Genomic DNA, 24,188 nt, shown 5'->3' with positions numbered 1-24,188 from the left:
TCAGGTCTCAGGATCAGGCCTGACCTAGTCCTCGCTGGGTGCGGCGGGCAGCTTGTTCTGGATCAGGTCCATCACGGAGGAGTCGGCGAGCGTGGTGACGTCACCGACCGCGCGGTTCTCGGCGACGTCCCGGAGCAGGCGGCGCATGATCTTCCCGGAGCGGGTCTTGGGCAGTTCGGCCACCGGGAGGATGCGCTTGGGCTTGGCGATGGGGCCGAGCGTGGTGCCCACGTGGTTGCGCAGGTCGGCCACGAGGCCCTCGTCGTCGGCGTTCGCCGTACCGCGCAGGATCACGAACGCGACGATGGCCTGTCCGGTGGTCTCGTCCGCCGCGCCCACGACGGCCGCCTCGGCGACCGAGGGGTGCGAGACGAGCGCCGACTCGACCTCGGTGGTGGAGATGTTGTGCCCGGACACGAGCATCACGTCGTCCACGCGGCCCAGGAGCCAGATGTCGCCGTCGTCGTCCTTCTTGGCACCGTCTCCGGCGAAGTACTTGCCCTCGAAGCGCGACCAGTAGGTGTCGATGAAGCGCTGGTCGTCGCCCCAGATGGTCCGCAGCATCGAGGGCCACGGCTCGGTCAGGACGAGGTAGCCGCCACCGCCGTCCGGCACTTCGCGCGCCTCGTCGTCGACGACGGTCGCCGAGATGCCCGGAAGGGCGCGCTGGGCGCTTCCCGGCTTGGTCTCGGTCACGCCGGGCAGCGGGGAGATCATCATGGCGCCGGTCTCGGTCTGCCACCAGGTGTCCACGATGGGGCACTTGTCGGCGCCGATGTTCTTGCGGTACCACATCCAGGCCTCGGGGTTGATCGGCTCACCGACCGATCCGAGGACCCTCAGGCTGGAGAGGTCGAACTTCGCGGGGATGTCGTCGCCCCACTTCATGAACGTACGAATGGCGGTGGGTGCCGTGTAGAGGATGGTGACGCCGTACTTCTGGACGATCTCCCAGAAGCGCCCCTGGTGCGGGGTGTCGGGCGTGCCCTCGTACATGACCTGCGTCGCGCCGTTCGCCAGCGGGCCGTACGTGATGTACGAGTGCCCGGTGACCCAGCCGATGTCGGCCGTACACCAGTAGACGTCGGTCTCCGGCTTGAGGTCGAAGACGGCGTGGTGGGTGTACGCGGCCTGGGTGAGATAGCCGCCGGAGGTGTGCAGGATGCCCTTGGGCTTACCCGTCGTACCGGACGTGTAGAGGATGAAGAGCGGGTTCTCCGCGTCGAACGCCTCGGGGGTGTGCTCGGCGGACTGGCGCTCGGTGAGCTCGTGCCACCAGACGTCGCGGCCCTCGGTCCACGCCACGTCCTGGCCGGTGCGGCGTACGACCAGGACGTGCTCGACGGAGCTGTCCTCGCGCGCGACGGCGTCGTCGACCGCGGGCTTCAGGGCGGCGGGCTTGCCCCTGCGGTAGCCGCCGTCGGAGGTGATGACGACCTTCGCGTCGGCGTCCTTCACGCGCTTGGCGATGGCGTCGGCCGAGAAGCCGCCGAAGACCACGGAGTGCGCGGCGCCGATGCGGGCACAGGCCAGCATCGAGATGACGGCCTCGGGGATCATGGGGAGGTAGACGGCGACGCGGTCGCCCTGGCGGACGCCCAGCTCGGTCAGCGCGTTGGCGGCCCGGCTGACCTCGTCCTTGAGCTCGGCGTAGGTGATGGCCCGGCTGTCGCCGGGCTCACCCTCGAAGTGGATCGCCACGCGGTCGCCGTTGCCGGCCTCCACATGACGGTCCACGCAGTTGTACGCGACGTTGAGCTTGCCGTCGGCGAACCACTTGGCGAACGGCGGGTTCGACCAGTCGAGCGTCTCGGTCGGTTCGGTGGACCAGGTCAGGCGGCGGGCCTGCTCGGCCCAGAAGCCGAGCCGGTCAGCCTTGGCCTGTTCATACGCCTCCGCGGTGACATTGGCGTTGGCCGCCAGGTCGGCCGGCGGCGCGAACCTTCGCTCTTCTTTAAGAAGGTTGGCCAGGCTTTCGTTGCTCACGACATCTCCCATTCCCAGGGTGTCCGTTGTGTCCAAAGCCACAGCTCATCAGACGTATACCCCTGGTGACAAGAGCCTGCCGAAAATTGGTTTAGACCTTTACTCGGGTGGGGGGCTCCTCACGCGGTGCTCCTTCGTGCGGTGACGGTGTGACCTGGTCGAATACGGCGTCCGGGCTCTCGGTGAGGAGATACGCCTGCGCCTCGCCGACATGGAAGTACATGCCGTGCAGCTCCAGGGTGCCCTCGGCCATGCGCCGCGCCACCGACTCATGGCCGCGCAGGTGCTCCAGCTGCTGGACCACGTTGGTCAGGCAGAGCTGCTCGACCGCGTCGGCGGGTGCCCGCCCCGCGAGCCGCGCCCAGCCGCCCTCGTCCTTGTGCGCCGCGAGACGCTCGAGGCTCGGCGCCCCGTGCCGCAGCCACCGCTTCAGGGGTGTCTGCGCGCCTCCGGGCGGGGTGCCGAGAAGTGCCTGCATCGCCCCGCACCCGGAGTGCCCGCACACGGTGATGGACCGCACCTCAAGCACGTCCACCGCGTACTCGATCGCGGCGGCCACCGAGTCGTCCCCGCTCTCGGCGCCCGGCAGTGGCACCAGGTTGCCGACATTGCGTACGACGAAGAGGTCGCCGGGGCCGCTCGACGTGATCATCGAGGTGACGAGCCGGGAGTCGGCGCAGGTCAGGAAGAGCTGCGAGGGCTGCTGGCCCTCCCGGGCCAGCCGGGCGAGCTCACTCCGCACGTGCGGGGCCGTGTTCCGCTGGAACGCGCTGATGCCGCTGGCCAGTTGGTGCCCGCTGGGCCGGCTCTCGCCCTGGGGGGCTTCCTGCGGGCGGTCGCAGTGGTGGTTGCGCCAGGCCGTCCAGGGCCTGCAGCAGGAGTGCGAGGCGCTTGCGGGCTCGGCGATCCGCGTCCCCGCGCGGCCGGTCACCTCGACGTTGCCGCCCTGCGCGGTGTGCGCGTCCTGCCAGCACTGGAGTGCTTCGTACGCCGCATGGTCCATGAATGATCCGTCCAACTCCACGATGGTGGATGCCCCTTGGGGTACGAGGTGCAGCGCCCTGCTGAGGCGCGGCACGGCGAGGAAGGTCAACTGGCCGCGCACGCGCACGTGGTGGGTGCCGTCCTCCTCGGTGTGGGTGATCCGGGTGCGGGCGAGGCGGTGCAGCGCGACGGCCACGGCCACGGCGACCCCGAGGGCCACGCCTTCGAGCACGCCGAGGAAGACGACACCGAGTGTCGTGGCGGTGTAGGCGAGGATCTCGCGGTGGCGGGTGATGGTGCGGATGTGGTTCAGGTTCACCATCTGGATGCCGACCGCCATCACCAGGGCGCCCAGCGCGGCGAGCGGGATCAGCTCGAGCAGGGGAACCATCAGCAGGGCGGCTACTACTACCCAAACGCCGTGCAGCATCGTGGAGTTCCGGCTGACGGCACCGGCCTTCACATTGGCCACGCTGCGCACCGCGACCCCGGCGACGGGGAGCCCGCCGAGCACCCCGGACACGGCGTTGGCCGCGCCCTGGCCGAGCAGTTCGCGGTCCAAATTGGAGCGGCCGCCACCGGTGCCCAGGTCGCGCCGCCCGGAGACGAGCTTGTCCACGGCGACGGCGCCGAGCAGTGACTGCACGCTGCAGACCAGCGTGATCGTGAGCACGGCGGCGACGAGACCCAGTACGGGGCCTTCGGGCAGGCCCGCAAGGGAGTGACTGCGCCACGAGGGCAGGTCGACCTTGGCCACGCTCAGCCCTGCGATCGCGGCGACAGCCGTCGCCGCGGCCACGGAGACGAGGGGGGCGGGCACGACACGGACGGCTTTCCCTGCGCGGCCGGGAATCCGCGGCCAGAGCAGCAGCACCGCCAGGGTCAGCACGCTGATCGTCAGCGTGGCCGGGTGAAGGTCGGCCAACTGGGCGGGCAGCGCACGGAGATTGTCGAGCACGGTGCTCTGCGGGGTGCCGCCGAGCACGATGCGCAGTTGGGCGACGGCGATGGAGACGCCGATGCCGGAGAGCATGCCGTGCACGACGGCGGGGCTGACGGCGAGCGCCGAGCGGGCCACGCGCAGACAACCCAGGGCGAGTTGGGCGAACCCGGCGAGAACGGTGATGGCGCAGGTGGTTCGCCAGCCGTACTGGTGGATGAGGTCGGCTGTGACGACCGTGAGCCCTGCGGCGGGGCCGCTGACCTGCAGCGGCGATCCGCCGATCCGTCCGGCGACGAGGCCGCCGACCGCGGCGGCGACGAGGCCCGCCTGGAGCGGTGCTCCGGTGGCGAGCGCGATACCGAGGGACAGCGGCAGGGCGATCAGAAAGACGGCGATGGACGCGGATACGTCGGTGCCGGCGATGCGGAACTTACGGAACTTGCGGAACTTGCCGGGCGGCGGCGCGTGGGGCTCGTGGTCGCGTGAGGCGTGGGCCGAGTCGGTGGCATGGGTGGGGACGCAGGCAGACATGGTTTCCCGTCTCCTCCGGGGCAGCGCGGTCGCGGAACAGGGGGTCCTCCGGCGGTCTCCGGAGGGCGGGTCGCGGCCGTGGGTCACGGCGTTGCAGCGGCGGGATATCTCAACTCTCGGTAAATGAATCGTAATGGAGAGTAAATGCGAAGGATAGACAAACGAGGCAAATGGGTCAGTAGATCACTCTAGGGAGTGATTAAAGCTATTTGTCGGCTTGTCGGAACATCTGACCCAAACCTTCGTGCGACGTTGGCGGCACTGTCGGGCATTTCAGGGCAATTGCACCGCGACACCTTCGGTGATGACCCCTGCAGCCATGCCCCGACCCGCAGTCGACTCGAAGGAAGAAGGTGGGCGGAAGATGGCCGCCACCCAGAGGATCCAGCGGATCGCCGGGGGCGTCACCGCCCTCACCGCATGTGCCGCAGTACTGGCCGGTTGCGCGAGCGGCGACACCGGTGCCGAGAAGGTCACACACGGAGCCAAGAAGGCGTCCCCCGCCCCGGCTCCCAAGAGCGCGGTACGCATGATCGGTGACGGCTCCACCGCCTTCACCGGCCAACAGCCGCACCTGTCCCGCCCCGCGCGACTGAGACCCGGCCAGAAGCCACCCCAGTTCGTGGTCTTCTCCTGGGACGGCGCCGGTGAGGACAGCCAGAAGCTCTTCTCGCACTTCCGCAAGGTGGCCAAGCGGAACGACGCCACGATGACGTACTTCCTCAGCGGCGTGTACATGCTCCCCGAGGCGAAGCGGAAGCTCTACGAACCGCCGCAGCACCAGTCCGGGAGCTCGGACATCGGCTTCAACGACCGCAAGGGAATCAAGAACACCGTGGAGCAGCTCCGCGGCGCCTGGCTCGAGGGCAATGAGGTCGGCACCCACTTCAACGGCCACTTCTGCGGCACCAGTGGCGGCGTGGGCCAGTGGTCGGTGGCCGACTGGAAGAGCGAGATCAACCAGGCCAAGTCCTTCGTGAAGGCCTGGAAGACGAACACGGGCATGAAGAAGGCGAAGCCGCTGCCCTTCGACTATGACAAGGAACTCGTCGGCGCTCGCACGCCCTGCCTGGAGGGTCAGAAGAACTTCATGCGGGCGGCCCGTGAGCTGGGCTTCCGCTACGACACCAGTGGCGTCAACGACCAGATCTGGCCCAAGAAGAAGGAGGGCCTCTGGGACCTGTCGATGCAGCTGGTCCCCGTCCCCGGCCGCAAGTTCGAGACGCTCACCATGGACTACAACTTCATGGTCAACCAGTCGGGCACGACCTCCCAGGGCGACCCGGGCAAGCACGAGTACTGGGGCGACCAGATGCGCGACGGCCTGCTCCAGGGCTTCCACCGCGCCTACAAGGGCAACCGCGCCCCGCTGATCATCGGCAATCACTTCGAGTCCTGGAACGGCGGCACGTACATGCGCGCCATCGAGGAGACGATCGAGTCCGTCTGCACCAAGCGCGACGTACGGTGCGTCTCCTTTAGGCAACTCGCCGACTGGCTCGACGCCCAGGACCCGCAGACCGTGGAGCGCCTGACCAAACTCCCGGTCGGCAAGGCCCCGAAGGAGGGCTGGGCGTCCTTCCTCTCCGCCCAGCCCGCACCGGCCCCTAAGGGAGTCCCGGGCGCCCCGGCCGGCAAGCCGTAGCCGTCAGGCGCTCTGCGGCTGGGACTCGCGCAGTACGAAGTCGGGGTCGACCTGGGCACTCAGGTCGGCACCCGTTCGTTCGTTGCCCCAGCTCTGCGCGTTCTTCAGATGGAAGTGGACCATCTGCTGGGTGTAGCGGTCCCAGTCCCTGCGCTCGTACGAGGTGTCGGCGGCGATCTGAAGTGCCTGCAGGGAGTGGCGGTTGTCGTCCTCCAGGAACTCGAACCGGGGCGGGCGGCCCTTCTCCATGGCGCGCACCCAGTCCGAGTGCCCGACCGTCACCAGGAGGTCGTTGCCCACCTGCTCGCGCAGGAAGTCGATGTCGTCCTGGCCCTGCACCTTGTTGCCGACAACCTTGAGGTCGACGCCGAAGTCCCGTGCGTATTCCTTGTACTGGCGATAGACGGAGACTCCCTTCCGGGTCGGCTCGGCCACCAGGAACGTCATGTCGAATCGGGTGAACATGCCGGACGCGAAGGAGTCCGAACCCGCCGTCATGTCGACGACCGCGTACTCGTCGCGCCCGTCGGCCAGGTGGTTCAGGAGCAGCTCCACCGCCCCCGTCTTGGAGTGGTAGCAGGCGACACCGAGGTCGGCTTCGGTGAACGGCCCTGTGACCATCAAACGCACGGCTGCGTCGTCGAGTTCCACCGGCCGGGCGCACGCGTCGTACACGGGGTTGTCCTCGCGCACCCGCAGGATCCGCGAACCCTCGCCGGGCGGCGTCGTCTTGATCATCGTGTCGGCGGAGGCGATCCGCGGGTTGGAGCCCCGCAGGTAGTCCTTGATGAGCGGGATGTGCGCGCCCATGGCGGGCAGCTCGGCGGCGTCCGCCTCGTCGAGGCCGAGCGCGGGGCCCAGGTGCTGGTTGATGTCGGCGTCCACCGCGAGGACCGGCGCTCCGGTGGCGGCGAGGTGTCGGATGAAGAGCGAGGACAGCGTGGTCTTGCCGCTGCCGCCCTTCCCTACGAAAGCGATCTTCATGTTCACCAAGGGTAGCCGGATGATTACGTGGTGTATCGATCCGGCGTGAAGAAGACCACTCCATCGTGGGGGAGTGCGGAGGGTGCGTAGGGTCGTACTCATGAGTACGACAGCCGATCCGCTCGCAGCCCTGGGCGCACTGCCCGGCGTGGCCGATTCCGTGGACTCCGTGCGCAAGGCCGTGGACCGGGTCTACGGCCACCGGATCATGCGGCGCCGCAGCAACGAGATCACCTCCGAGGCGGCGCTGCGCGGCGCACGCGGCTCGGCGGCGCTCTCCGGTGCCGACTGGGCACTCGAAGAGGTACGGCGCCGCAGCGACTTCAGCGGCGACGGCGAGGCCCGCACGATCGGCGCGGCCCTGCGGCTCACCGCGGAGGCGGGGCAGCTCCTGTCCATCTGGCGGCAGTCTCCGCTCCGGGTCCTCGCGCGCCTCCACCTGGTCGCCGCCGCGGAGAACGACGAGGCGGCGGGGCGGCCACGCCTTGCGGGTGAGCCCCTGGACGAGCCGCTGGTCGAGCTGGATGTGCCGGACTCCGACGAGGTGGCGGGCCGTCTGGAGGGTCTTTCGCGGCTGATCATCGCCGGCGGCTCCGCACCGGCTCTGGTGACGGCGGCCGTGGTGCACGGCGAGCTGCTCAGCCTGCGCCCCTTCGGCTCGCACAACGGCCTGGTCGCGCGGGCGGCCGAGCGCATCGTCCTGGTGGGCAGCGGGCTCGACCCGAAGTCCGTCTGCCCGGCCGAGGCGGGGCACGCGGAACAGGGCAGGGCGGCCTACGTAGGGGCGCTCGACGGATACGCGTCCGGGACTCCGGAAGGAATGGCGGCCTGGATCGCCCACTGCGGGCGTGCGGTCGAACTGGGGGCCAGGGAGTCGACGGCGGTCTGCGAGGCGATGCAGCGCGGCGCGGCCTGAGGCGCCTGCGGAAGAGGCCCTGAACAGGGATGCGGCGGTACGAGTTCTCGTACCGCCGCTGGCATGTTCACCGTGTTACCAAGCGTCCTCGAAGGTTGCCCATCAGGTCGGGAACTTAGCCCGTCACCTGGTGCGGCTGGCCCGTAATCGACGGGTCGACGTCGCGTGGGTGCTCGGTGTTCATGCTTCGGTCCGTGGGGCCTTGATTGCGTTCAAAGGTAATCCTCTCGGATGTCCTTGGTCTCGCGGGCCGTTGAATCCTTTGTACTCCTGTCCTGGAGTAAGCGGAAGTGCTGGCACTACTTCTTTACTTTTAGGTTCAAACAAGGGTGAATCGGGCGCGTGCGGTCCGGCGTCGGCTCACGAACCACACGAGGCCCGCCGTGGCCGCCGCGGCGCCCACCGCCGCCACCGCGACGAGCGCGGGCCGGGACGGCTTCTGACGCCGCTCCTTGAGCCGGACCGGGCGGTGGAAGTCGAGAATCGGCCACTCGCGCGCGAGGGCCTCACGCCGCAGCGCGCGATCGGGGTTGACCGCGTGCGGATGTCCCACGGACTCGAGCATGGGGAGGTCGGTCGCCGAGTCGCTGTAGGCGTGACAGCGGTTGAGGTCGTACCCCTCGGACTCCGCGAGTTCCTTGATCGCCGTCGCCTTGGTGGGGCCGTACGCGTAGTACTCCACCTCGCCGGTGAAGCAGCCGTCGTCGCCGACCACCATCCGGGTCGCCACCACTCGGTCCGCGCCCAGGAGTTCGCCGATCGGCTCGACCACTTCGGCGCCCGATGTGGAGACGATGACGACGTCCCGCCCCGCGGTGTGGTGCTCCTCGATGAGGGACGCGGCCTCGTCGTAGATGATCGGGTCGATCAGGTCGTGAAGCGTCTCGGCGACGATTTCCTTGACCTGCTCCACGTTCCATCCGCGGCACAGTGCGGACAGATACTCGCGCATCCGCTCCATCTGGTCGTGATCGGCTCCGCCGGCGAGGAAGACGAACTGCGCATATGCAGTTCGCAGTACAGCCCTGCGGTTGATCAGGCCGCCTTGGTAGAACGACTTGCTGAAGGTGAGAGTGCTCGACTTCGCAATGACCGTCTTGTCCAGGTCAAAGAAGGCAGCTGTGCGGGGCAAGGAGTGGTTTTCCACGAGCCCGAGCATAGGCGCCCACCATTCGGCGTAAGGTGAGGCGCGTGGGTTTGCCTGAGAAGGCTCTCGGGTACACCATGGAAGTCACGGATCGTTCGCGACCGTGCTAACCCGGTCTGGCTCCTCCCCCCCCGAGTCGGACCGTGGGGACGACCCCCGCTCTCCCCCCCGGCGGGGGTCGTCGCATGTCCGGATGGGTTTTCCGGACCCCTCTCGACCCTCATCTGATCGCCTGACGCCATCCAGTGGCCGTTCTGGCGATCTTTTCGCATGCCCATGATCCGTCACCGTGTGTAGTCGTTGGGCTGCTCTGTGGAAGTCTTAGAGATGTCACCGGTATGGGTGAAGGGGATATTCACAGCCCCCGTCTTGTCCACAGTTATTGACCAAGATCCACACGTTATCCGCTACCGCTGCACGCTGAATCCGCTCGTTCTGCACGCGAAGTTCATGGCCGGATTGCTTTGGCCGGTTCGGCGCCGATGTGGAACACGGCATTCAACGGGCTTGTAGTGAGTGGGGGCTGAGGATCGTGGCTGGAGTGATTACACGTGACGGACCGCCGTCGTCCGATGGGCGACAGGGCGGACCGCTGATCGTCACGGAAGATGTGGACCTGCTGGACGACCTGCTGCGGCTGTGCGCCGCGGCGGGGGCGCGGCCCGAGGTGCAGCACGGCGTGCCGGAGCGCAGGGGTGGCTGGGACGCGGCGCCGCTGGTCCTTGTCGGGGACGACGCGGTGGACCGGGTGCGGGGAGCCGTGCGCAGGCGTGGGGTCGTCCTGGTCGGGCGCGATCAGGACGACTCCGGGGTGTGGCAGCGCGCGGTGGAGATCGGTGCCGATCATGTGCTGGTCCTGCCCGACGGCGAACGATGGCTGGTGGACCGCATCGCCGATGTCGCCGAGGGCGTGGGAAGGCCCGCGCTCACGGTGGGCGTGATCGGCGGGAGCGGGGGAGCCGGTGCCTCGACGCTGGCGTGCGCGCTTGCCGTCACGGCGGCCCGAGCGGGGCGGCGCACGATGCTCGTCGACGCCGACCCGCTCGGGGGTGGCCTCGATGTGCTGCTGGGCGGCGAGGCGGCCGAAGGACTCCGCTGGCCCGCCTTCGCGCAGTCCAGGGGCCGGGTCGGCGGTGGCGCGCTGGAGGAGTCACTGCCCGAGCTGCACTCCCTGCGCGTCCTGAGCTGGGACCGGGGGGACGCGGTGGTCATCGCGCCCGAGGCCATGCGGGCGGTGATCGCCGCCGCCCGGCGGCGGGGCGGGGCGGTCGTCGTGGATCTGCCGCGCCGCGTGGACGAAGGAGTGGCCGAGGCGCTGGCCCAGGTGGATCTGGGGCTTCTGGTCGTGCCCGCGGAGTTGCGCGCGGTGGCCGGGGCGCGGCGGGTCGCGTCCGCGGTGGGAATGGTGCTGCGGGATCTGCGGGTGGTGGTCGGCAGAGGCGGCGCCCCTCGCGCCGGAGGAGGCGGAATCGACGGCCTCGGTGGCCTTGACGCGGAGGAGGTCGCGCGACTGCTCGGGCTGCCGCTCGTCGGCGAACTGCCACGGGAAGCGGGCCTGCTGGCCGCGCAGGCCGAGGGGATGCCGCCCGGAAGTGCCGCCAGGGGGCCGCTGGCACGGTTCTGCACGGCCTTCTGGGAGCGCGTCCCTGTCGATGCCACCGGAGGCGGCTCATGAGCGCCGTCGTCGGGGCCAAGATGTTGGACGGGGTGCGCCAGTGGCTCGCGGAGAACGGGACCGAGCCGACACCGGCCCGCGTCGCCGAGGCGCTGCGGGCCCAGGGCAGGGTGCTCGGCGACGCGGAAGTCCTGGGCGCGGCGCGGCAGCTGCGCTCGGAGCTGGTGGGCGCGGGCCCCCTTGAGGCATTGCTCGCTGACGACTCGGTGACCGACGTGCTGGTGTCCGCGCCCGACCGGGTGTGGGTGGACCGAGGCGGGGGCCTGGAGCTGACCGGGGTGTCCTTCAGGGACGCGACGGCGGTGCGGCGGCTCGCACAGCGGCTCGCGGCCGTGGCCGGACGCCGGCTCGACGACGCGAGGCCCTGGGTGGACGCACGGCTCCCGGACGGCACCCGCCTCCACGCGGTGCTGCCCCCGGTCGCCGTCGGATCGACCTGCCTCTCCCTGCGCGTCGTACGCCCCCGGGCCTTCACGCTGGCGGAACTGACAGCGGCGGGGACGGTGCCGCCGGGTGGCGAGCGCGTACTGCGGGCACTGCTCGACGCCCGGCTCTCGTACTTGATCAGTGGCGGTACGGGGTCGGGCAAGACGACGCTCCTCAGCGCGCTCCTCGGCCTCGTCGGGCCGGGGGAACGGATCGTGCTCGCCGAGGACTCCGCGGAGCTGCGTCCCGATCACCCGCACGTGGTGCGCCTCGAGGCCAGACCGGCGAACCAGGAGGGGGCCGGTCAGGTGGGCCTCGACGACCTGGTGCGGCAGGCGCTGCGGATGCGTCCCGACCGGCTGGTCGTGGGCGAGGTGCGGGGAGCGGAGGTGGTCCACCTCCTTGCCGCCCTGAACACGGGCCATCAGGGCGGCGGCACGGTTCACGCGAACGCCGCGGGGGACGTCCCGGCCCGCCTGGAGGCCCTGGGGACGGCGGCCGGACTCGACAGGGCGGCGCTGCACAGCCAGTTGGCGGCCGCGCTCTCCGTGGTGATCCATCTGGCGCGGGACCGGACGGGGCGGCGCCGGATCGCCGAGGTGCATGTCCTGGAACGGGATCCGTCCGGCCTCGTGGTGACGGTGCCTGCGCTGCGGTGGGGCGAGAAGGAGTTTGTCCGGGAGCGGGGCTGGGAGCGGCTGAGCTCGCTTCTGACGGCCGGTGGTGGGAGTGAGGGGCGATGAGTGCGACGGGGCTTGCGGCGGCCGCGTGTGCGGGGAGCGCGGCCTGGCTGGTGATCGGGCGGGACCGAGGGCTGCGGCGGGCGCGGGTGGTTCTCGCGGGAGGGGGCTTCGAGGCGGCGTCGGGGGACGCGGCGTGGCGACGGGCGGCGGACTATGTCGGCGATCGGGTGCGGCACGAGTGGTGGGCTCTGGCGGGTGGAGCGGCGGTCGCGCTGCTCGGGGAGTCGGTGGTGCCGCTGATCTTGGGTGCGGCAGGAGTGCCGCTGGTGCGGCGGGTACGGCGGGCTGGAGACGCGCGGCTGGAAGGGGAGCGTCGGGCCGCCGCGGTGATCGCGTTGTGCGGGGTGCTCGCCGGTGAGGTTCGGGCGGGGCGGCAGCCGGGGGAGGCATTGCGGGCCGCGGCCGGTGGTGGGCTCGGGGAGGCGCGGGCCGGGGTTCTGGCGGCGGCGCGGTTCGGCGGGGATGTGCCGGGCGCGCTGGAGGAAGCGGCACGGGAGCCGGGGGCGCAGGGGCTGTTGGGGCTCGCGGCGTGCTGGCGGGTGGCGGTGGACCGCGGTGCCGGGCTCGCGGCGGGCCTTGAGCGGCTTGAGGGTGCGCTGCGGGCGGAGCGGGATCAACGTGCCGATCTGCGGGCCCAGTTGGCGGGTGCGCGGTCGACGGCGGTGATGCTCGCGGGGCTTCCGGTCATCGGACTGCTGATGGGGAGCGCGCTCGGGGCGGCGCCCTTGCGGGTGTTGCTGCATACGGGGGCGGGGCTGGGATGTCTGGCGGTGGGCGGGGCGTTGGAGGGCGCCGGCGTGTGGTGGGCGCTGCGGATCGTACGAGAGGCGGAGGAGCGATGAGTTTCGTTGTCCACAGGGTGGGGGTGGCTGTGTGGGGTGCGGCGGCCGTGCTGTGGCTGGTGTCGGCGGTCCTTGCGGCGCGGCGTGAGCGGGCGGTGCGGGGGCGGGCGGGGGCTGTGCTGGGGGTCGAGGAGCGGCTACCGGGGGGCTCGTCGAGGCGCTGGTTCCGGCGACGGGACGCGGTACGGGGATGGCTGTCGGTGGCCGGGACGGTGAGTGCCGGGTGGGTGCTGGTGGGCGGCTTTCCGGGGTGCCTGGTGGGGTTGGGCGCCGGGTACGGGGTGTGGCGTTGGCGGCGAGGGCGGGGCGCCCGTGTCGCGGAGTTCGACGTCGTGGAGGTGTCTCGGCAACTCCCCTTGGCGGCGGATCTGTTGGCGGCCTGCGTCGCTGCGGGCGCGGGGCCCGTCGTGGCCGCACAGGCGGTGGGCGACGCGTTGAAGGGGCCGGTCGGGGAGCGGCTAGCGCAAGGGGCAGCGGAGGTGCGGCTCGGCGGTGAACCGGTCGACGCGTGGCGGAGGTTGGACGCGATACCGGGCGCGGGGGCGCTGGCCCGCCTGCTGGAGCGGGCGGGGGAGTCGGGGGCTCCGGCGGCGGATCCGGTGGCGCGTCTCGCCGCGGACTGCCGCGCGGAACGGGGTCGTGCGGCGACGGTGGCGGCGCGCAGGGCCGGGGTCCTTATGACGGCGCCGGTGGGGCTGTGCTTCTTGCCCGCGTTCATCGCGGTGGGGGTGCTGCCTGTGGTGATCGGCCTGGCGGGCGGGCTGTTGAGCGGCATCTGAGTGGTCCGACGGCCGAGTGGCTGGAGGACTGGCTGGACGACTGGCTGGACGGCGGCCGCGAGAGGCGTGGCTGCCGTGTTCTGAACGGACGGAAATTTCATGGGGGTTGAGATGTGGGGACAGGTGTGTGTACGGGCGTCGCGGTGCAGGGCGCGTGCGGCGCGTGCGGCTCGGGCGGTGCGTGCGGCTCGGGTGGTGCGGGCGCTTCGAGGGGATGTGGGGATGGTCACCTCGGAGTACGCGATGGGGCTCATCGCGGCGGTGGGGTTCGCCGGACTGCTCTACAAGGTGGTGACGAGCGGGCAGGTCAGGGCGGCGTTGCAGGCGGTTGTGGAGAAGGCGCTCGATGTCCAGTTCTAAGGGGCCCGGGGGCAGCCGCGGGCGCCACGGGGACCAGGGGTTCGTGACGGCTGAGGCGGCCGTGGTCCTTCCCACGCTCGTGCTGTTCACGATGGCGCTGGTCTGGGCTTTGTTGACCGCGTCCGCGCAGATCCAGTGCGTGGACGCGGCACGGGCAGGGGCGCGCGCGATGGCCCGGCAGGACCCCGAGAGCGCGGCCGTGGCGGCGGCCCGGCAGGCGGCGCCGCGTGGAGCGTCGGTGGCCGTGCGGCGGGACGGGGACCTGGTGCGGGTGGAGGTCGTGGCGGACTCGCCGGGCCCTGAGGTGCTTGGGCTCGGTCTTCGGCTGCGGTCGGAAGCGGTGGCGTCGGCGGAGGAGACGGTGGGGGAGACCCTGGGGGTGCGCGCGTGAGGGGGCGGGCCGGGTGGCGGACCGCCGGGCCGGTGTCGGACCAGGGCGACCGGGGAGCCGCCACGGTGTGGGTCGTCGTCGTGATGGCCGTGCTGTGCGTGATCTGCGGCGCGGTCCTCGCGATGGGGCAGGTGATCGTCGCCCGCCATCGAGCGGGCGGCGCGGCCGATTTGGCGGCGCTCGCGGCGGCGGACCACTGGATGGAGGGGCGTTCCGGGGCGTGTGCCGATGCCGGGCGGGTGGCCGAGGCGCAGGGGGTGCGCGTCGTGCGGTGCGCGGTGAGGGGCGAGATCGCGGACGTCACCGCGGCGGCGGGCTTCGGCCCGTTCGTGACGGAGGTCAGGTCCAGGGCGGGCCCGGCGGGGCCGATTGCGCCGACGCCCGGAGCGGGGGCTGTGGCGCGCGCCGGGCGTCGGGCGGACCCCGGGTCGGCGCGAGCCGCCAGAGAGCTGCCAGACCGCCCTGAGGGGCCTGCTGGACGGAAGCCTGAGGTGAGGGCGGCGCGTTCTGCCGTGTGGCGATCCGCTGCGCACCTCGCGTTGCCGGGGGCGGCGACCCCAGCACCCGGTGGCGGTGCGATCCGCCGATGCCCCTCAGGGGGCGGGTGCGTCCTTGAGCAGGGTGGAGAGCAGACGGACCGCGCCGCGTTTGTGCAGAGGGTCGTTGCCGTTGCCGCACTTCGGGGACTGGATGCAGGACGGGCAGCCGGCCTCGCACTCGCAGGAGGCGATGGCCTGGCGGGTGGCGGTCAGCCACTCGCGGGCCGTGTGGAAGGCCCGCTCGGCGAATCCCGCACCGCCCGGATGGCCGTCGTACACGAAGACGGTCGGCAGGAGCGTGTCCGGATGAAGCGGCACGGAGACGCCGCCGATGTCCCAGCGGTCGCAGGTCGCGAAGAGCGGCAGCATGCCGATGGAGGCGTGCTCGGCGGCGTGCAGGGCGCCGCCGAGGATCTCCGGACTGACGCGGGCGGCGTCCAGCTGGTCCTCGGTGACCGTCCACCAGACCGCACGGGTGCGCAGGGTGCGGGGCGGCAGGTCCAGCTTGGTCTCGCCGAGGACCTCCCCGGTGATCAGCCTGCGGCGCAGGAAGGAGACGACCTGGTTGGTGACTTCGACGGAGCCGTAGCAGAGGCGGCCCGACCCCCAGGGGATCTCGGTGTCCGTCTCCAGGATGGAGATGGCCGTGGTGTCCCGGGCCGTCGTGGAGTACGGCGGACCGGCCTCCTCGACCAGGGCGACCGAGTCCTCCAGATCCAGGCGGCGCACGAGATACGTACGGCCCTGGTGAAGGTGGACCGCCCCCTCGTGGACGGCGGAGTGCGCGGCGGACGCGTCGACGGTGCCGAGCAGCCTGCCCGTGCCCTCCTCGACGATCTGGATGGGCTTCCCGCCCTCGCCGCGGATGTCGGTGAGGTCGGCGGCCCGCTCCCTGCGGGTCCAGTGCCAGGCCTTCGTACGGCGGCGCAGCAGCTTCGCGGCCTCCAACTGCGGGAGCAGCTCCTCGGTGGCCGGTCCGAAGAGGATCAAGTCGTCCTCTGTGAGCGGGAGTTCCGCGGCGGCCGCGCAGAGGTGGGGTGCGAGGACGTACGGGTTGTCGGGGTCGAGGACCGTCGACTCCACCGGCTGCTGGAACAGCGCTTCGGGGTGGTGGACGAGATACGTGTCCAGCGGGTCGTCGCGGGCGACGAGGACGGCAAGCGCGCCCTGCCCGGAGCGCCCCGCGCGGCCCGCCTGCTGCCAGAGCGAGGCGCGGGTCCCCGGGTAGCCGGAGATGATCACGGCGTCCAACCCGGAGACGTCCACGCCGAGTTCGAGCGCGGTGGTCGCCGCGAGGCCAAGGAGTTCACCGGAGTGCAGGGCCCGCTCCAGGGCGCGGCGCTCCTCGGGGAGATACCCGCCCCGGTAGGCGGCCACGCGGTGGGCCAGGGCGCGGTCGACCTCCGCGAGGCGCTCCTGGGCGATCACCGAGATCAGCTCGGCGCCGCGCCGGGAACGTACGAAAGCGACCGAGCGGACGCCCTGGACGGTCAGGTCGGTGAGCAGGTCCGCCGTCTCGGCGGTGGCGGTGCGGCGGACGGGGGCGCCCTTCTCGCCGTGGAGCTCGGTGAGCGGGGGTTCCCAGAGGGCGAAGACGAGGTCGCCGCGGGGTGAGGCGTCGTCGGCGACCTCCTTGACCGGCAGTCCGGTCAGGCGTTCGGCGGCGATGGCCGGCTCGGCGGAGGTGGCGGAGGCAAGGAGGAAGACGGGGTCGGAGCCGTAGCGGGCGCAGAGGCGGCGCAGGCGGCGCAGGACCTGGGCGACGTGGGAGCCGAAGACGCCGCGGTAGGTGTGGCACTCGTCGATGACGACATAGCGCAGGGCGCGCAGGAAGGAGGCCCAGCGGGGGTGGGACGGGAGTATCCCGCGGTGCAGCATGTCGGGGTTGGTCAGGACGTAGTTGGCGTACTGACGTACCCATTCGCGTTCTTCGACGGGGGTGTCGCCGTCGTACACGGCGGGGCGGATCGCGTTGCCCAGGGGCGCCGCGAGTTCGCGTACGGCGCGGCGCTGGTCGGCGGCCAGGGCCTTCGTCGGGGCGAGGTACAGCGCGGTCGTGCCGCGGCCGTTCGGGGCTTCTGAGCCGTCGAGGAGGGCCGAGAGGACGGGGGTGAGGTAGGCGAGCGACTTTCCCGACGCGGTGCCGGTGGCGACGATGACCGACTCGCCGTCCAGGGCGTGCTCGGCGGCGAGTGCCTGGTGGGCCCAGGGGTGCTCGATCCCGGCCGATTGCACCGCCGCGACGACCTCGGAACGAATGCGATCAGGCCAGACTGCATATCGGGCCGCGCGTGGGGGCAAGTGCTCCGTATGAGTGACGCGCGAAGCACGGCTCGGCCCCGCGGTGAGCCGGTCCAGGACCGTCCGTGGAGACGTGCGTGCCGGGGCGCCCGTGAAGGGTCTTCCCGGTGGAGGAAAGTTGGCCATCGGCACCGAGTGTGTCACTGGCAGGATGGACAATGGTCCCAAGGCGTCGTGCACGCCTGCCGGTAAGTGATTGAATGCCATCGCGGCTGGCGATCCGTCCTGGGGGCTCTGCCGAGGTGTCCCGAGGGATGACCGCTCGATAGCAAGGTGCTGGAGGATCCGTGGACCTGTCCCTGTCGACCCGTACCGTCGGCGATCGTACGGTCGTCGAGGTCGGTGGCGAAATCGACGTTTATACCGCGCCCAAGTTGCGCGAACAGTTGGTCGAGTTGGTGAACGACGGCAGTTTCCACCTGGTCGTCGACATGGAGGGCGTGGACTTCCTCGACTCCACCGGACTTGGCGTACTGGTCGGCGGCTTGAAGCGCGTGCGTGCCCATGAGGGCTCACTGCGCCTGGTCTGCAACCAGGAACGTATTTTGAAGATCTTCCGCATCACCGGCCTGACCAAGGTGTTCCCCATTCACACCTCGGTCGAGGAAGCGGTCGCGGCCACCGACTGAGAGCCGGATGCCCCGGGTCGGCTGCTTGATCGGCCCGGGGGTGGCAGAACAGCAGGGGACCGGGCCCTCGGCCCGGCCCTCTGACAGCACGCGTGTATGTCCGAGGGGGATGCATGGCCACCGTTGAACTCCGATTCAGCGCGCTGCCCGAGCACGTCAGGACCGCCCGGCTCGTGGCGGCGGCGGTCGCGCGCAGGGCCGGAGTGGACGAGGCCGTTCTCGACGAAGTCCGACTCGCTGTCGGCGAGGCCTGCACGCGTGCCGTCGGACTGCACCAGAGCAACGGCGTCTCGGCGCCGGTTCTTGTCGCCCTGATCGAGGACGAGAAGCAGTTTTCCATCGAGGTCGGCGACGAGGCCCCCCACGCGACGCCCGGCGACCGCGCACCCGGCTCGGGGCCCGGAGCGGCCGACGACCTGGACGCCGAAGGTGAGGACGAGATGGGTCTCGCCGTCATCAGCGGGCTCGTGGACGACGTGGAGGTCACCGCGGGCGAGAACGGCGGCCTCATCCGGATGACGTGGCCGACGACCCCCGCGCCGCTCCTCTGACCGGCCGAGGTCCGATCCGGCACGGTCCGATCCGGCCCGACCTGATCTGATCAAGCCCGATTCGGCGGGCTTCCCCTTCCCGCCACACCAAGGTCTTGCTCCCCATCCGGAGCAGGGCCTTTTTCTTATTTGATCATTCTTTGATCATTGCCCCGGTCAATTGCCTCGGGACGGTCGACCTCCGTCAACGGTTTTGGGGCATTACCGCTTTCGGGGCCAATCTGCGGCCACGATCATTTGCTGGGAAGCAATCTCTAGCCAATTCCGTTTGCGGCACTCTGTTTTGATCAGGTTCCGCTCCCTACAATCCGTCCACATCTTGAGCTCACCCCAGGCGTCAAGGAGGACGAATGGCGGGGCTTTTTACCCCTCATCAGTTTGACCACCCCTCAACCCTCGCAGCAGCAGTACTGACCGACGACAACCGCCTCATCGTGATGGTCATCGCGGCCGTCGCGATCGCGGCGCTCGCGGTCGCCTGGGTGCTCGTACGCCAGGTGCTCGCGGCCACCGAGGGCACCGACAGCATGAAGAAGATCGCGAAGGCGATCCAGGAGGGCGCCAATGCCTATCTCGGCAGGCAGCTGCGCACTCTCGGTGTTTTCGCCGTCGTGGTGTTCTTCCTGCTCCTGCTGTTGCCGGCAGACGACTGGAATCAGCGCGCCGGCCGATCGATCTTCTTCTTGATCGGTGCGGTGTTCTCGGCGACGACCGGTTATATCGGCATGTGGCTCGCCGTACGCAGCAATGTTCGTGTGGCGGCAGCCGCACGAGAGGCCACTCCCGCGGAAGGCGAGCCCGAAAAGGATCTCACCGCTGTTTCGCACAAGGCCATGAAGATCGCTTTCCGCACGGGTGGCGTCGTCGGCATGTTCACGGTGGGGCTCGGTCTTCTGGGCGCCTCCTGTGTGGTGCTCGTCTACGCGGCCGACGCGCCGAAGGTCCTCGAGGGCTTCGGCCTCGGGGCGGCGCTGATCGCGATGTTCATGCGTGTGGGCGGCGGCATCTTCACCAAGGCCGCCGACGTCGGCGCCGACCTGGTCGGCAAGGTCGAGCAGGGCATCCCGGAGGACGACCCGAGGAATGCCGCGACCATCGCCGACAACGTGGGCGACAACGTCGGCGACTGCGCGGGCATGGCCGCCGACCTCTTCGAGTCGTACGCCGTGACCCTGGTGGCCGCGCTGATCCTCGGCAAGGTGGCGTTCGGCGACTCCGGACTCGCCTTCCCGCTGATCGTTCCGGCGATCGGTGTCGTGACGGCGATGATCGGGATCTTCGCGGTGGCACCACGGCGCTCCGACCGCAGCGGGATGACCGCCATCAACCGCGGATTCTTCATCTCCGCGTTCATCTCGCTGGCGCTCGTGGCCGTGGCGGTCTTCGTCTACCTGCCGTCGTCGTACGCCGACCTGGACGGCGTCTCGGACCCGGCGATCGCGGGTCACGAAGGCGATCCGCGGGTTCTCGCGGTCGTCGCCGTCGCGATCGGCATCGTCATGGCCGCGCTGATCCAGCAGCTCACCGGCTACTTCACGGAGACCAACCGGCGTCCGGTCAAGGACATCGGCAAGACCTCCCTCACAGGGCCGGCCACCGTCGTCCTGGCCGGAATCTCCCTCGGCCTCGAATCGGCCGTCTACACCGCGCTCCTGATCGGGCTCGGCGTGTACGGGGCGTTCCTGCTCGGTGGTACGTCGATCATGCTCGCCCTGTTCGCGGTGGCGCTCGCCGGTACCGGCCTGCTCACCACGGTCGGCGTGATCGTCGCCATGGACACCTTCGGTCCGGTCTCCGACAACGCGCAGGGCATCGCCGAGATGTCCGGTGACGTCGAGGGCGCCGGCGCGCAGGTCCTCACGGACCTGGACGCCGTCGGCAACACCACCAAGGCCATCACCAAGGGCATCGCCATCGCCACGGCCGTCCTCGCGGCCGCGGCGCTCTTCGGCTCGTATCGCGACGCCATCGCGACCGCGGCCAAGGACGTCGGCGAGAAAATGGGCGACGGCGCACCGATGAACCTGGTCATGGACATCTCGCAGCCCAACAACCTGGTCGGCCTGATCCTGGGCGCCGCGGTCGTCTTCCTCTTCTCGGGGCTCGCGATCAACGCGGTGTCCAGATCCGCCGGAGCGGTGGTCTACGAGGTGCGGCGGCAGTTCCGCGAGCACCCCGGGATCATGGACTACTCCGAGGAGCCCGAGTACGGGCGCGTCGTGGACATCTGCACCAAGGACGCGCTGCGCGAGCTGGCCACGCCAGGTCTGCTCGCCGTGCTCACGCCGATCGCGGTCGGCTTCTCGCTGGGCGTCGGCGCGCTCGGCTCGTTCCTGGCGGGCGCGATCGGCACGGGCACGCTGATGGCGGTCTTCCTCGCCAACTCCGGCGGCGCCTGGGACAACGCGAAGAAGCTCGTCGAGGACGGCCACCACGGCGGCAAGGGCAGTGAGGCCCACGCCGCGGTGGTGATCGGCGACACCGTCGGTGACCCGTTCAAGGACACCGCGGGGCCGGCGATCAACCCGCTCCTGAAGGTGATGAACCTGGTGGCGCTGCTCATCGCGCCGGCGGTCGTCCAGTTCAGTTACGGGGACGACGCGAGCGCCGGGGTGCGGGCACTGATCGCGGTGCTTTCGATCCTGGTCATCGTCGGCGCGGTGTACGTGTCCAAGAGGCGAGGGATCGCCGTGGGCGACGAGGAGGAAGGTGGTGCGGAGCGAGTAGGTAACTCGGCTGATCCGGCCGTGGTTTCGTAACGCCGGGTCAGACTCTGCCCAACACAAGGGCGGGCGGCGCGCTTTGACGCGGCGTCCGCCCTTCGTGCGTCTCGTGAGCCGTCTGGTGAGCCTTCTCTCGCGCTCCGCGCTTGGTGCAAATGGCTTCAATAGAGGTGGTACCGGACCCCCGACATGCGGTTGTAGCCCAGTTGGCGTGTAAGTTCCGGGGCCGAGAGCCATGGAAGGGACCAATCCGGTGAACAAGAAGCTTGCAGCCGCACTGTCCGGCGGTGCGGTACTGGTACTGGCGCTGTCGGGCTGCAGCGACGACGGCAACGAGAAGCTGGACTCCTGGGCCAAGGACGTCTGTGACTCGGTTCAGCCGCAGTCGAAGAAGATCGCCGACGCCAACGCGGCGATCCAGAAGGAGACCTCGGACAACAGCTCGCCGGGAGACGTCCAGAAGACCGACTCCAAGGCGTTCCAGGACATGTCCGACGCCTACAAGTCGATGGGCGCCGCGGTGAAGAAGGCGGGCGCCCCGCCGGTCGACGGCGGTCAGAAGAAGACCGACGACGCGGTCAAGGAACTGAACGCCATCTCCAAGTCGTACGGCGACCTGAAGAAGAAGGTCGACGGCCTGGACACCAAGGACCAGGCGGACTTCGCCGACGGGCTCAAGAGTGTCGCGGGTGAGCTGGACAAGCTGAGCAAGAGCGGCAACGAGGCCCTTGAGAAGCTCCAGGAGGGCGAGGTGGGCAAGGCGATGAGCAAGCAGGACAGTTGCAAGTCGGCTTCCGCCACGCCGTCTGCGGCCTAGGGGCCGCCCCCTTCCTTCGCCTGCTGCCCCGACGCCCCGGGGAAAGAGTCCCCGGGGCGTCGGGGCAGTGTCGCGCCCAGCCGCGCCCGTCGGCGGCGGGCACGCCGGTGAGCCGGATGCGGGTCACAATGAGGGGGTGAGTATCGCTAGCGCCCCCCTGCCCTCGTCCGATCGTGCCGACGCCTCCGCTCAGTTGCGGGAAGCCCTGCTGGCGGCCGACTTCACCGCTGACGGGCTGCTCGAGCTGCTCGGGGCGCCCGCCTACACGGCGCTCGCGCGCAGCGAGACCGTGCCCGCCCTGCGGGCCACCCGCGGCGAAGGGCGGCTGGAGACGCTCGTACGGCTCTTCCTGCTGCAGCGTTCCGTGCCGCACGCGCGCGTGGCGGCCGTTCTGCCGGTCGGCCCTCTACAGGAGAGCGGTTGGCTGTCCGCGGCGGACGGTGAGGGTGCGCTGAAGGCGACGGTGGACGTGCGGCCCTACGGCGGGCCGAGCGGCGAGGACTGGTTCATCGTCTCGGACCTGGGGTGCGCGGTCGGCGGTGCCGGTGGCATCGGCAGCCACGACGAAGGGGTTGTACTCGGTGTGGGCGGGGCGTCCACGACGCTGGCCGGACTCACGGTGCGTACGCCGGTGGCCAGTGCTCTCGACCTCGGCACCGGATCCGGGATCCAGGCGCTGCACGCCGCGCAGCACGCGACCCGGGTCACCGCGACCGACCTCAATCCCCGCGCGCTGCACATCACACGGCTCACCCTCGCGCTCTCCGGGGCGCCCGATGCCGACCTGCGGGAGGGCTCCCTGTTCGAACCCGTGGGCGAGGAAACGTACGACCTGATCGTGTCCAATCCGCCCTTCGTGATCTCTCCCGGGGCGCGGCTCACCTACCGCGACGGCGGGATGGGCGGGGACGATCTGTGCCGGTCGCTCGTTCAGCAGGCGGGGGAGCGGTTGAACGAAGGGGGGTACGCGCACTTCCTCGCCAACTGGCAGCACGTGGAGGGCGAGGAGTGGACCGAGCGGCTCCGTTCCTGGGTGCCGCGCGGGTGCGACGCGTGGATCGTGCAGCGCGAGGTGCAGGACATCACGCAGTACGCGGAGCTGTGGCTGCGGGACGCCGGGGACCACCGGTCGGACCCGCAGGAGTACGCGGAGCGGTACGACGCGTGGCTCGACGAGTTCGAGGCCCGCAAGACGCGCGCGGTCGGGTTCGGGTGGATCACGCTGCGCAAGAGTGGTGCCGGATCCGGTGGAGCCGAGCCGTCCGTGACCGTGGAGGAGTGGCCGCACCCCGTCGAGCAGCCCCTTGGCGACACGGTGCGGGAGTTCTTCGCGCGCCAGGACTACCTGCGGACGCACGACGACGCCGCGCTGCTCGCCGGGCACTTCAAGCTCGCGGACGAGGTCGTGCAGGAGCAGGTCGGGCTGCCCGGCGCCGAGGACCCGGAGCACGTCGTGCTGCGCCAGCACCGCGGGATGCGGCGGGCCACCAAGGTGGACACGGTGGGCGCGGGCTTCGCAGGCGTGTGCGACGGGACGCTGAGCGCCGGGCGGATCCTCGACGCGATCGCCCAACTGGTGGGGGAGGACCCCGTACTGCTGCGGGACCGGACGCCCTCGCAGATCCGCCTCCTCGTCGAGCAGGGCTTCCTGGAGCCCGTCGAGTCGTAGAGACGCGGTGAGAGGGCCGCCGGGCCGTTGGCGGTGCGCGTACGGCGCGTCTCGTACGTTTCTGGGGACATCGGTCCCCCGTTGTGGGTGGGATGGACGGGCGGCGGCGACCGCCGGGCGTACATCGAGAAGGTGGGCTGTGCGAACCGGCCCCGAGACAGCCGGTTCCGGTCGGGCCGAGCCCCGCGCCGACCGGTTCTTCAGGCCGGGCGCCCTCCGTTCACCCGGGGTTCGCGCCCCGGCTTCCCGGGCGTGTCAGGTTCCCAAGCCGGGAACTCGGTACGGGGAGGCAATGACATGGAGAGCGGACCAGCGATCTTCGCGGGCTCGGTGTTCGCGCTGTTCGGAGCAGGGCTGCTGCTGTGGACCGGAGCACGTGTGGCGCACCGCGCGCCCGTCGCCGAGGGTGTGAACCCTGTCGCATCCGCGACACTCGCCGCCCTCGCGGGATCGGGCGCCCTGGTGCTCGGAGTGTGGTGTTTCACTCGGTTGTGAGCGGAGGCGGTCGGTGACCGGGCGGCGGCCGCGGGGCGCGTACGGGCCGTAGGCCCGGCGCCGGTGCTGAGCCGGTGCGTAGCCGGTGGTGAAGCCCGTGGTGAACCAGGTG

The 24,188-nt window shown here is 70.4% G+C and carries 19 protein-coding genes and 1 pseudogene; 15 read left to right on the top strand and 5 right to left on the bottom strand.

Annotation, left to right across the window (positions count from 1 at the left end):
- Nucleotides 1–24: 24 nt before the first annotated feature.
- Both acs and ACZ5CR_RS19460 read right to left on the bottom strand, forming a co-directional pair.
- Nucleotides 25–2,028: an acetate--CoA ligase gene (gene acs, locus ACZ5CR_RS19465; protein WP_468859051.1), complete on the bottom strand. Its 2,004-nt coding sequence runs from the start codon at nt 2,026–2,028 to the stop codon at nt 25–27.
- 49 nt (nt 2,029–2,077) lie between these two features.
- Nucleotides 2,078–4,444, bottom strand: a complete 2,367-nt coding sequence (locus ACZ5CR_RS19460) for a bifunctional SulP family inorganic anion transporter/carbonic anhydrase (RefSeq protein WP_468859050.1) — start codon at nt 4,442–4,444, stop codon at nt 2,078–2,080.
- A gap of 364 nt (nt 4,445–4,808) precedes the next feature.
- Between ACZ5CR_RS19460 and ACZ5CR_RS19455 the strand changes: the two genes are divergently transcribed.
- Entirely contained in the window at nt 4,809–6,089 is a 1,281-nt protein-coding gene (locus tag ACZ5CR_RS19455; RefSeq protein WP_468859048.1) for a polysaccharide deacetylase family protein, read from the top strand.
- Nucleotides 6,090–6,092: 3 nt separating this feature from the next.
- Here the strand turns inward: ACZ5CR_RS19455 and ACZ5CR_RS19450 are convergent, their stop codons facing one another.
- Entirely contained in the window at nt 6,093–7,073 is a 981-nt protein-coding gene (locus ACZ5CR_RS19450; protein WP_468859047.1) for an ATP-binding protein, read from the bottom strand.
- Between the two features lie 100 nt (nt 7,074–7,173).
- Between ACZ5CR_RS19450 and ACZ5CR_RS19445 the strand changes: the two genes are divergently transcribed.
- Complete coding sequence (locus tag ACZ5CR_RS19445) at nt 7,174–7,989, top strand: Fic family protein (RefSeq protein WP_468859045.1); 816 nt, start codon at nt 7,174–7,176, stop codon at nt 7,987–7,989.
- A gap of 319 nt (nt 7,990–8,308) precedes the next feature.
- On the opposite strand, the gene ACZ5CR_RS19440 is transcribed toward ACZ5CR_RS19445, so the two are convergent.
- Nucleotides 8,309–9,148: an HAD family hydrolase gene (locus ACZ5CR_RS19440; RefSeq protein ID WP_468859043.1), complete on the bottom strand. Its 840-nt coding sequence runs from the start codon at nt 9,146–9,148 to the stop codon at nt 8,309–8,311.
- A 520-nt stretch (nt 9,149–9,668) separates the two neighbouring features.
- Here ACZ5CR_RS19440 and ssd point away from each other — a divergent pair.
- The 7 genes and pseudogenes from ssd to ACZ5CR_RS19405 all read left to right on the top strand — a co-directional run.
- Nucleotides 9,669–10,811, top strand: a complete 1,143-nt coding sequence (gene ssd / locus ACZ5CR_RS19435) for a septum site-determining protein Ssd (RefSeq protein WP_468859041.1) — start codon at nt 9,669–9,671, stop codon at nt 10,809–10,811.
- Entirely contained in the window at nt 10,808–11,980 is a 1,173-nt protein-coding gene (locus ACZ5CR_RS19430; RefSeq protein ID WP_468859039.1) for a TadA family conjugal transfer-associated ATPase, read from the top strand. The genes ssd and ACZ5CR_RS19430 overlap by 4 nt, the downstream gene beginning before the upstream one ends.
- Nucleotides 11,977–12,822 carry a type II secretion system F family protein gene (locus ACZ5CR_RS19425; protein ID WP_468859038.1) on the top strand — a complete coding sequence of 282 codons (846 nt, stop codon included), beginning with the start codon at nt 11,977–11,979 and terminating at the stop codon, nt 12,820–12,822. Before ACZ5CR_RS19430 ends, ACZ5CR_RS19425 begins: the two co-directional genes overlap by 4 nt.
- The gene (locus ACZ5CR_RS19420; RefSeq protein WP_468859036.1) at nt 12,819–13,601 is read left to right on the top strand and encodes a type II secretion system F family protein; all 783 of its coding nucleotides are present in this window, start codon (nt 12,819–12,821) and stop codon (nt 13,599–13,601) included. The genes ACZ5CR_RS19425 and ACZ5CR_RS19420 overlap by 4 nt, the downstream gene beginning before the upstream one ends.
- Nucleotides 13,602–13,712: 111 nt before the next feature.
- Entirely contained in the window at nt 13,713–13,961 is a 249-nt protein-coding gene (locus ACZ5CR_RS19415; RefSeq protein ID WP_468859223.1) for a DUF4244 domain-containing protein, read from the top strand.
- Nucleotides 13,948–14,352, top strand: a complete 405-nt coding sequence (locus ACZ5CR_RS19410) for a TadE family type IV pilus minor pilin (protein WP_468859034.1) — start codon at nt 13,948–13,950, stop codon at nt 14,350–14,352. Before ACZ5CR_RS19415 ends, ACZ5CR_RS19410 begins: the two co-directional genes overlap by 14 nt.
- 83 nt (nt 14,353–14,435) lie before the next feature.
- Nucleotides 14,436–14,651: pseudogene (locus tag ACZ5CR_RS19405) on the top strand (Rv3654c family TadE-like protein); the annotation flags it as partial.
- Between the two features lie 294 nt (nt 14,652–14,945).
- On the opposite strand, the gene ACZ5CR_RS19400 reads toward ACZ5CR_RS19405, so the two are convergent.
- Nucleotides 14,946–17,399, bottom strand: a complete 2,454-nt coding sequence (locus ACZ5CR_RS19400) for a DEAD/DEAH box helicase (RefSeq protein ID WP_468859032.1) — start codon at nt 17,397–17,399, stop codon at nt 14,946–14,948.
- An 80-nt stretch (nt 17,400–17,479) separates the two neighbouring features.
- Between ACZ5CR_RS19400 and bldG the strand changes: the two genes are divergently transcribed.
- The 6 genes from bldG (at nt 17,480) to ACZ5CR_RS19370 (ending at nt 24,076) form a co-directional block, all read left to right on the top strand.
- Nucleotides 17,480–17,821, top strand: a complete 342-nt coding sequence (gene bldG / locus ACZ5CR_RS19395; protein WP_003975386.1) for an anti-sigma factor antagonist BldG — start codon at nt 17,480–17,482, stop codon at nt 17,819–17,821.
- Between the two features lie 113 nt (nt 17,822–17,934).
- Nucleotides 17,935–18,372, top strand: a complete 438-nt coding sequence (locus tag ACZ5CR_RS19390; protein ID WP_468859030.1) for an ATP-binding protein — start codon at nt 17,935–17,937, stop codon at nt 18,370–18,372.
- A gap of 350 nt (nt 18,373–18,722) precedes the next feature.
- Nucleotides 18,723–21,131, top strand: a complete 2,409-nt coding sequence (locus tag ACZ5CR_RS19385) for a sodium-translocating pyrophosphatase (RefSeq protein WP_468859028.1) — start codon at nt 18,723–18,725, stop codon at nt 21,129–21,131.
- Between the two features lie 199 nt (nt 21,132–21,330).
- The gene (locus ACZ5CR_RS19380; RefSeq protein ID WP_389902076.1) at nt 21,331–21,912 is read left to right on the top strand and encodes a small secreted protein; all 582 of its coding nucleotides are present in this window, start codon (nt 21,331–21,333) and stop codon (nt 21,910–21,912) included.
- A gap of 136 nt (nt 21,913–22,048) precedes the next feature.
- The gene (locus ACZ5CR_RS19375; RefSeq protein WP_468859026.1) at nt 22,049–23,581 is read left to right on the top strand and encodes a DUF7059 domain-containing protein; all 1,533 of its coding nucleotides are present in this window, start codon (nt 22,049–22,051) and stop codon (nt 23,579–23,581) included.
- 297 nt (nt 23,582–23,878) lie between these two features.
- Nucleotides 23,879–24,076: a hypothetical protein gene (locus ACZ5CR_RS19370; RefSeq protein WP_468859025.1), complete on the top strand. Its 198-nt coding sequence runs from the start codon at nt 23,879–23,881 to the stop codon at nt 24,074–24,076.
- The last annotated feature ends 112 nt before the right edge of the window (nt 24,077–24,188 follow it).

This window comes from Streptomyces sp. NPDC031274 (assembly GCF_055570235.1).
The sequence above is the reverse complement of the archived record's forward strand: the minus strand, read 5'-3'. Positions and strand labels throughout refer to the sequence as shown.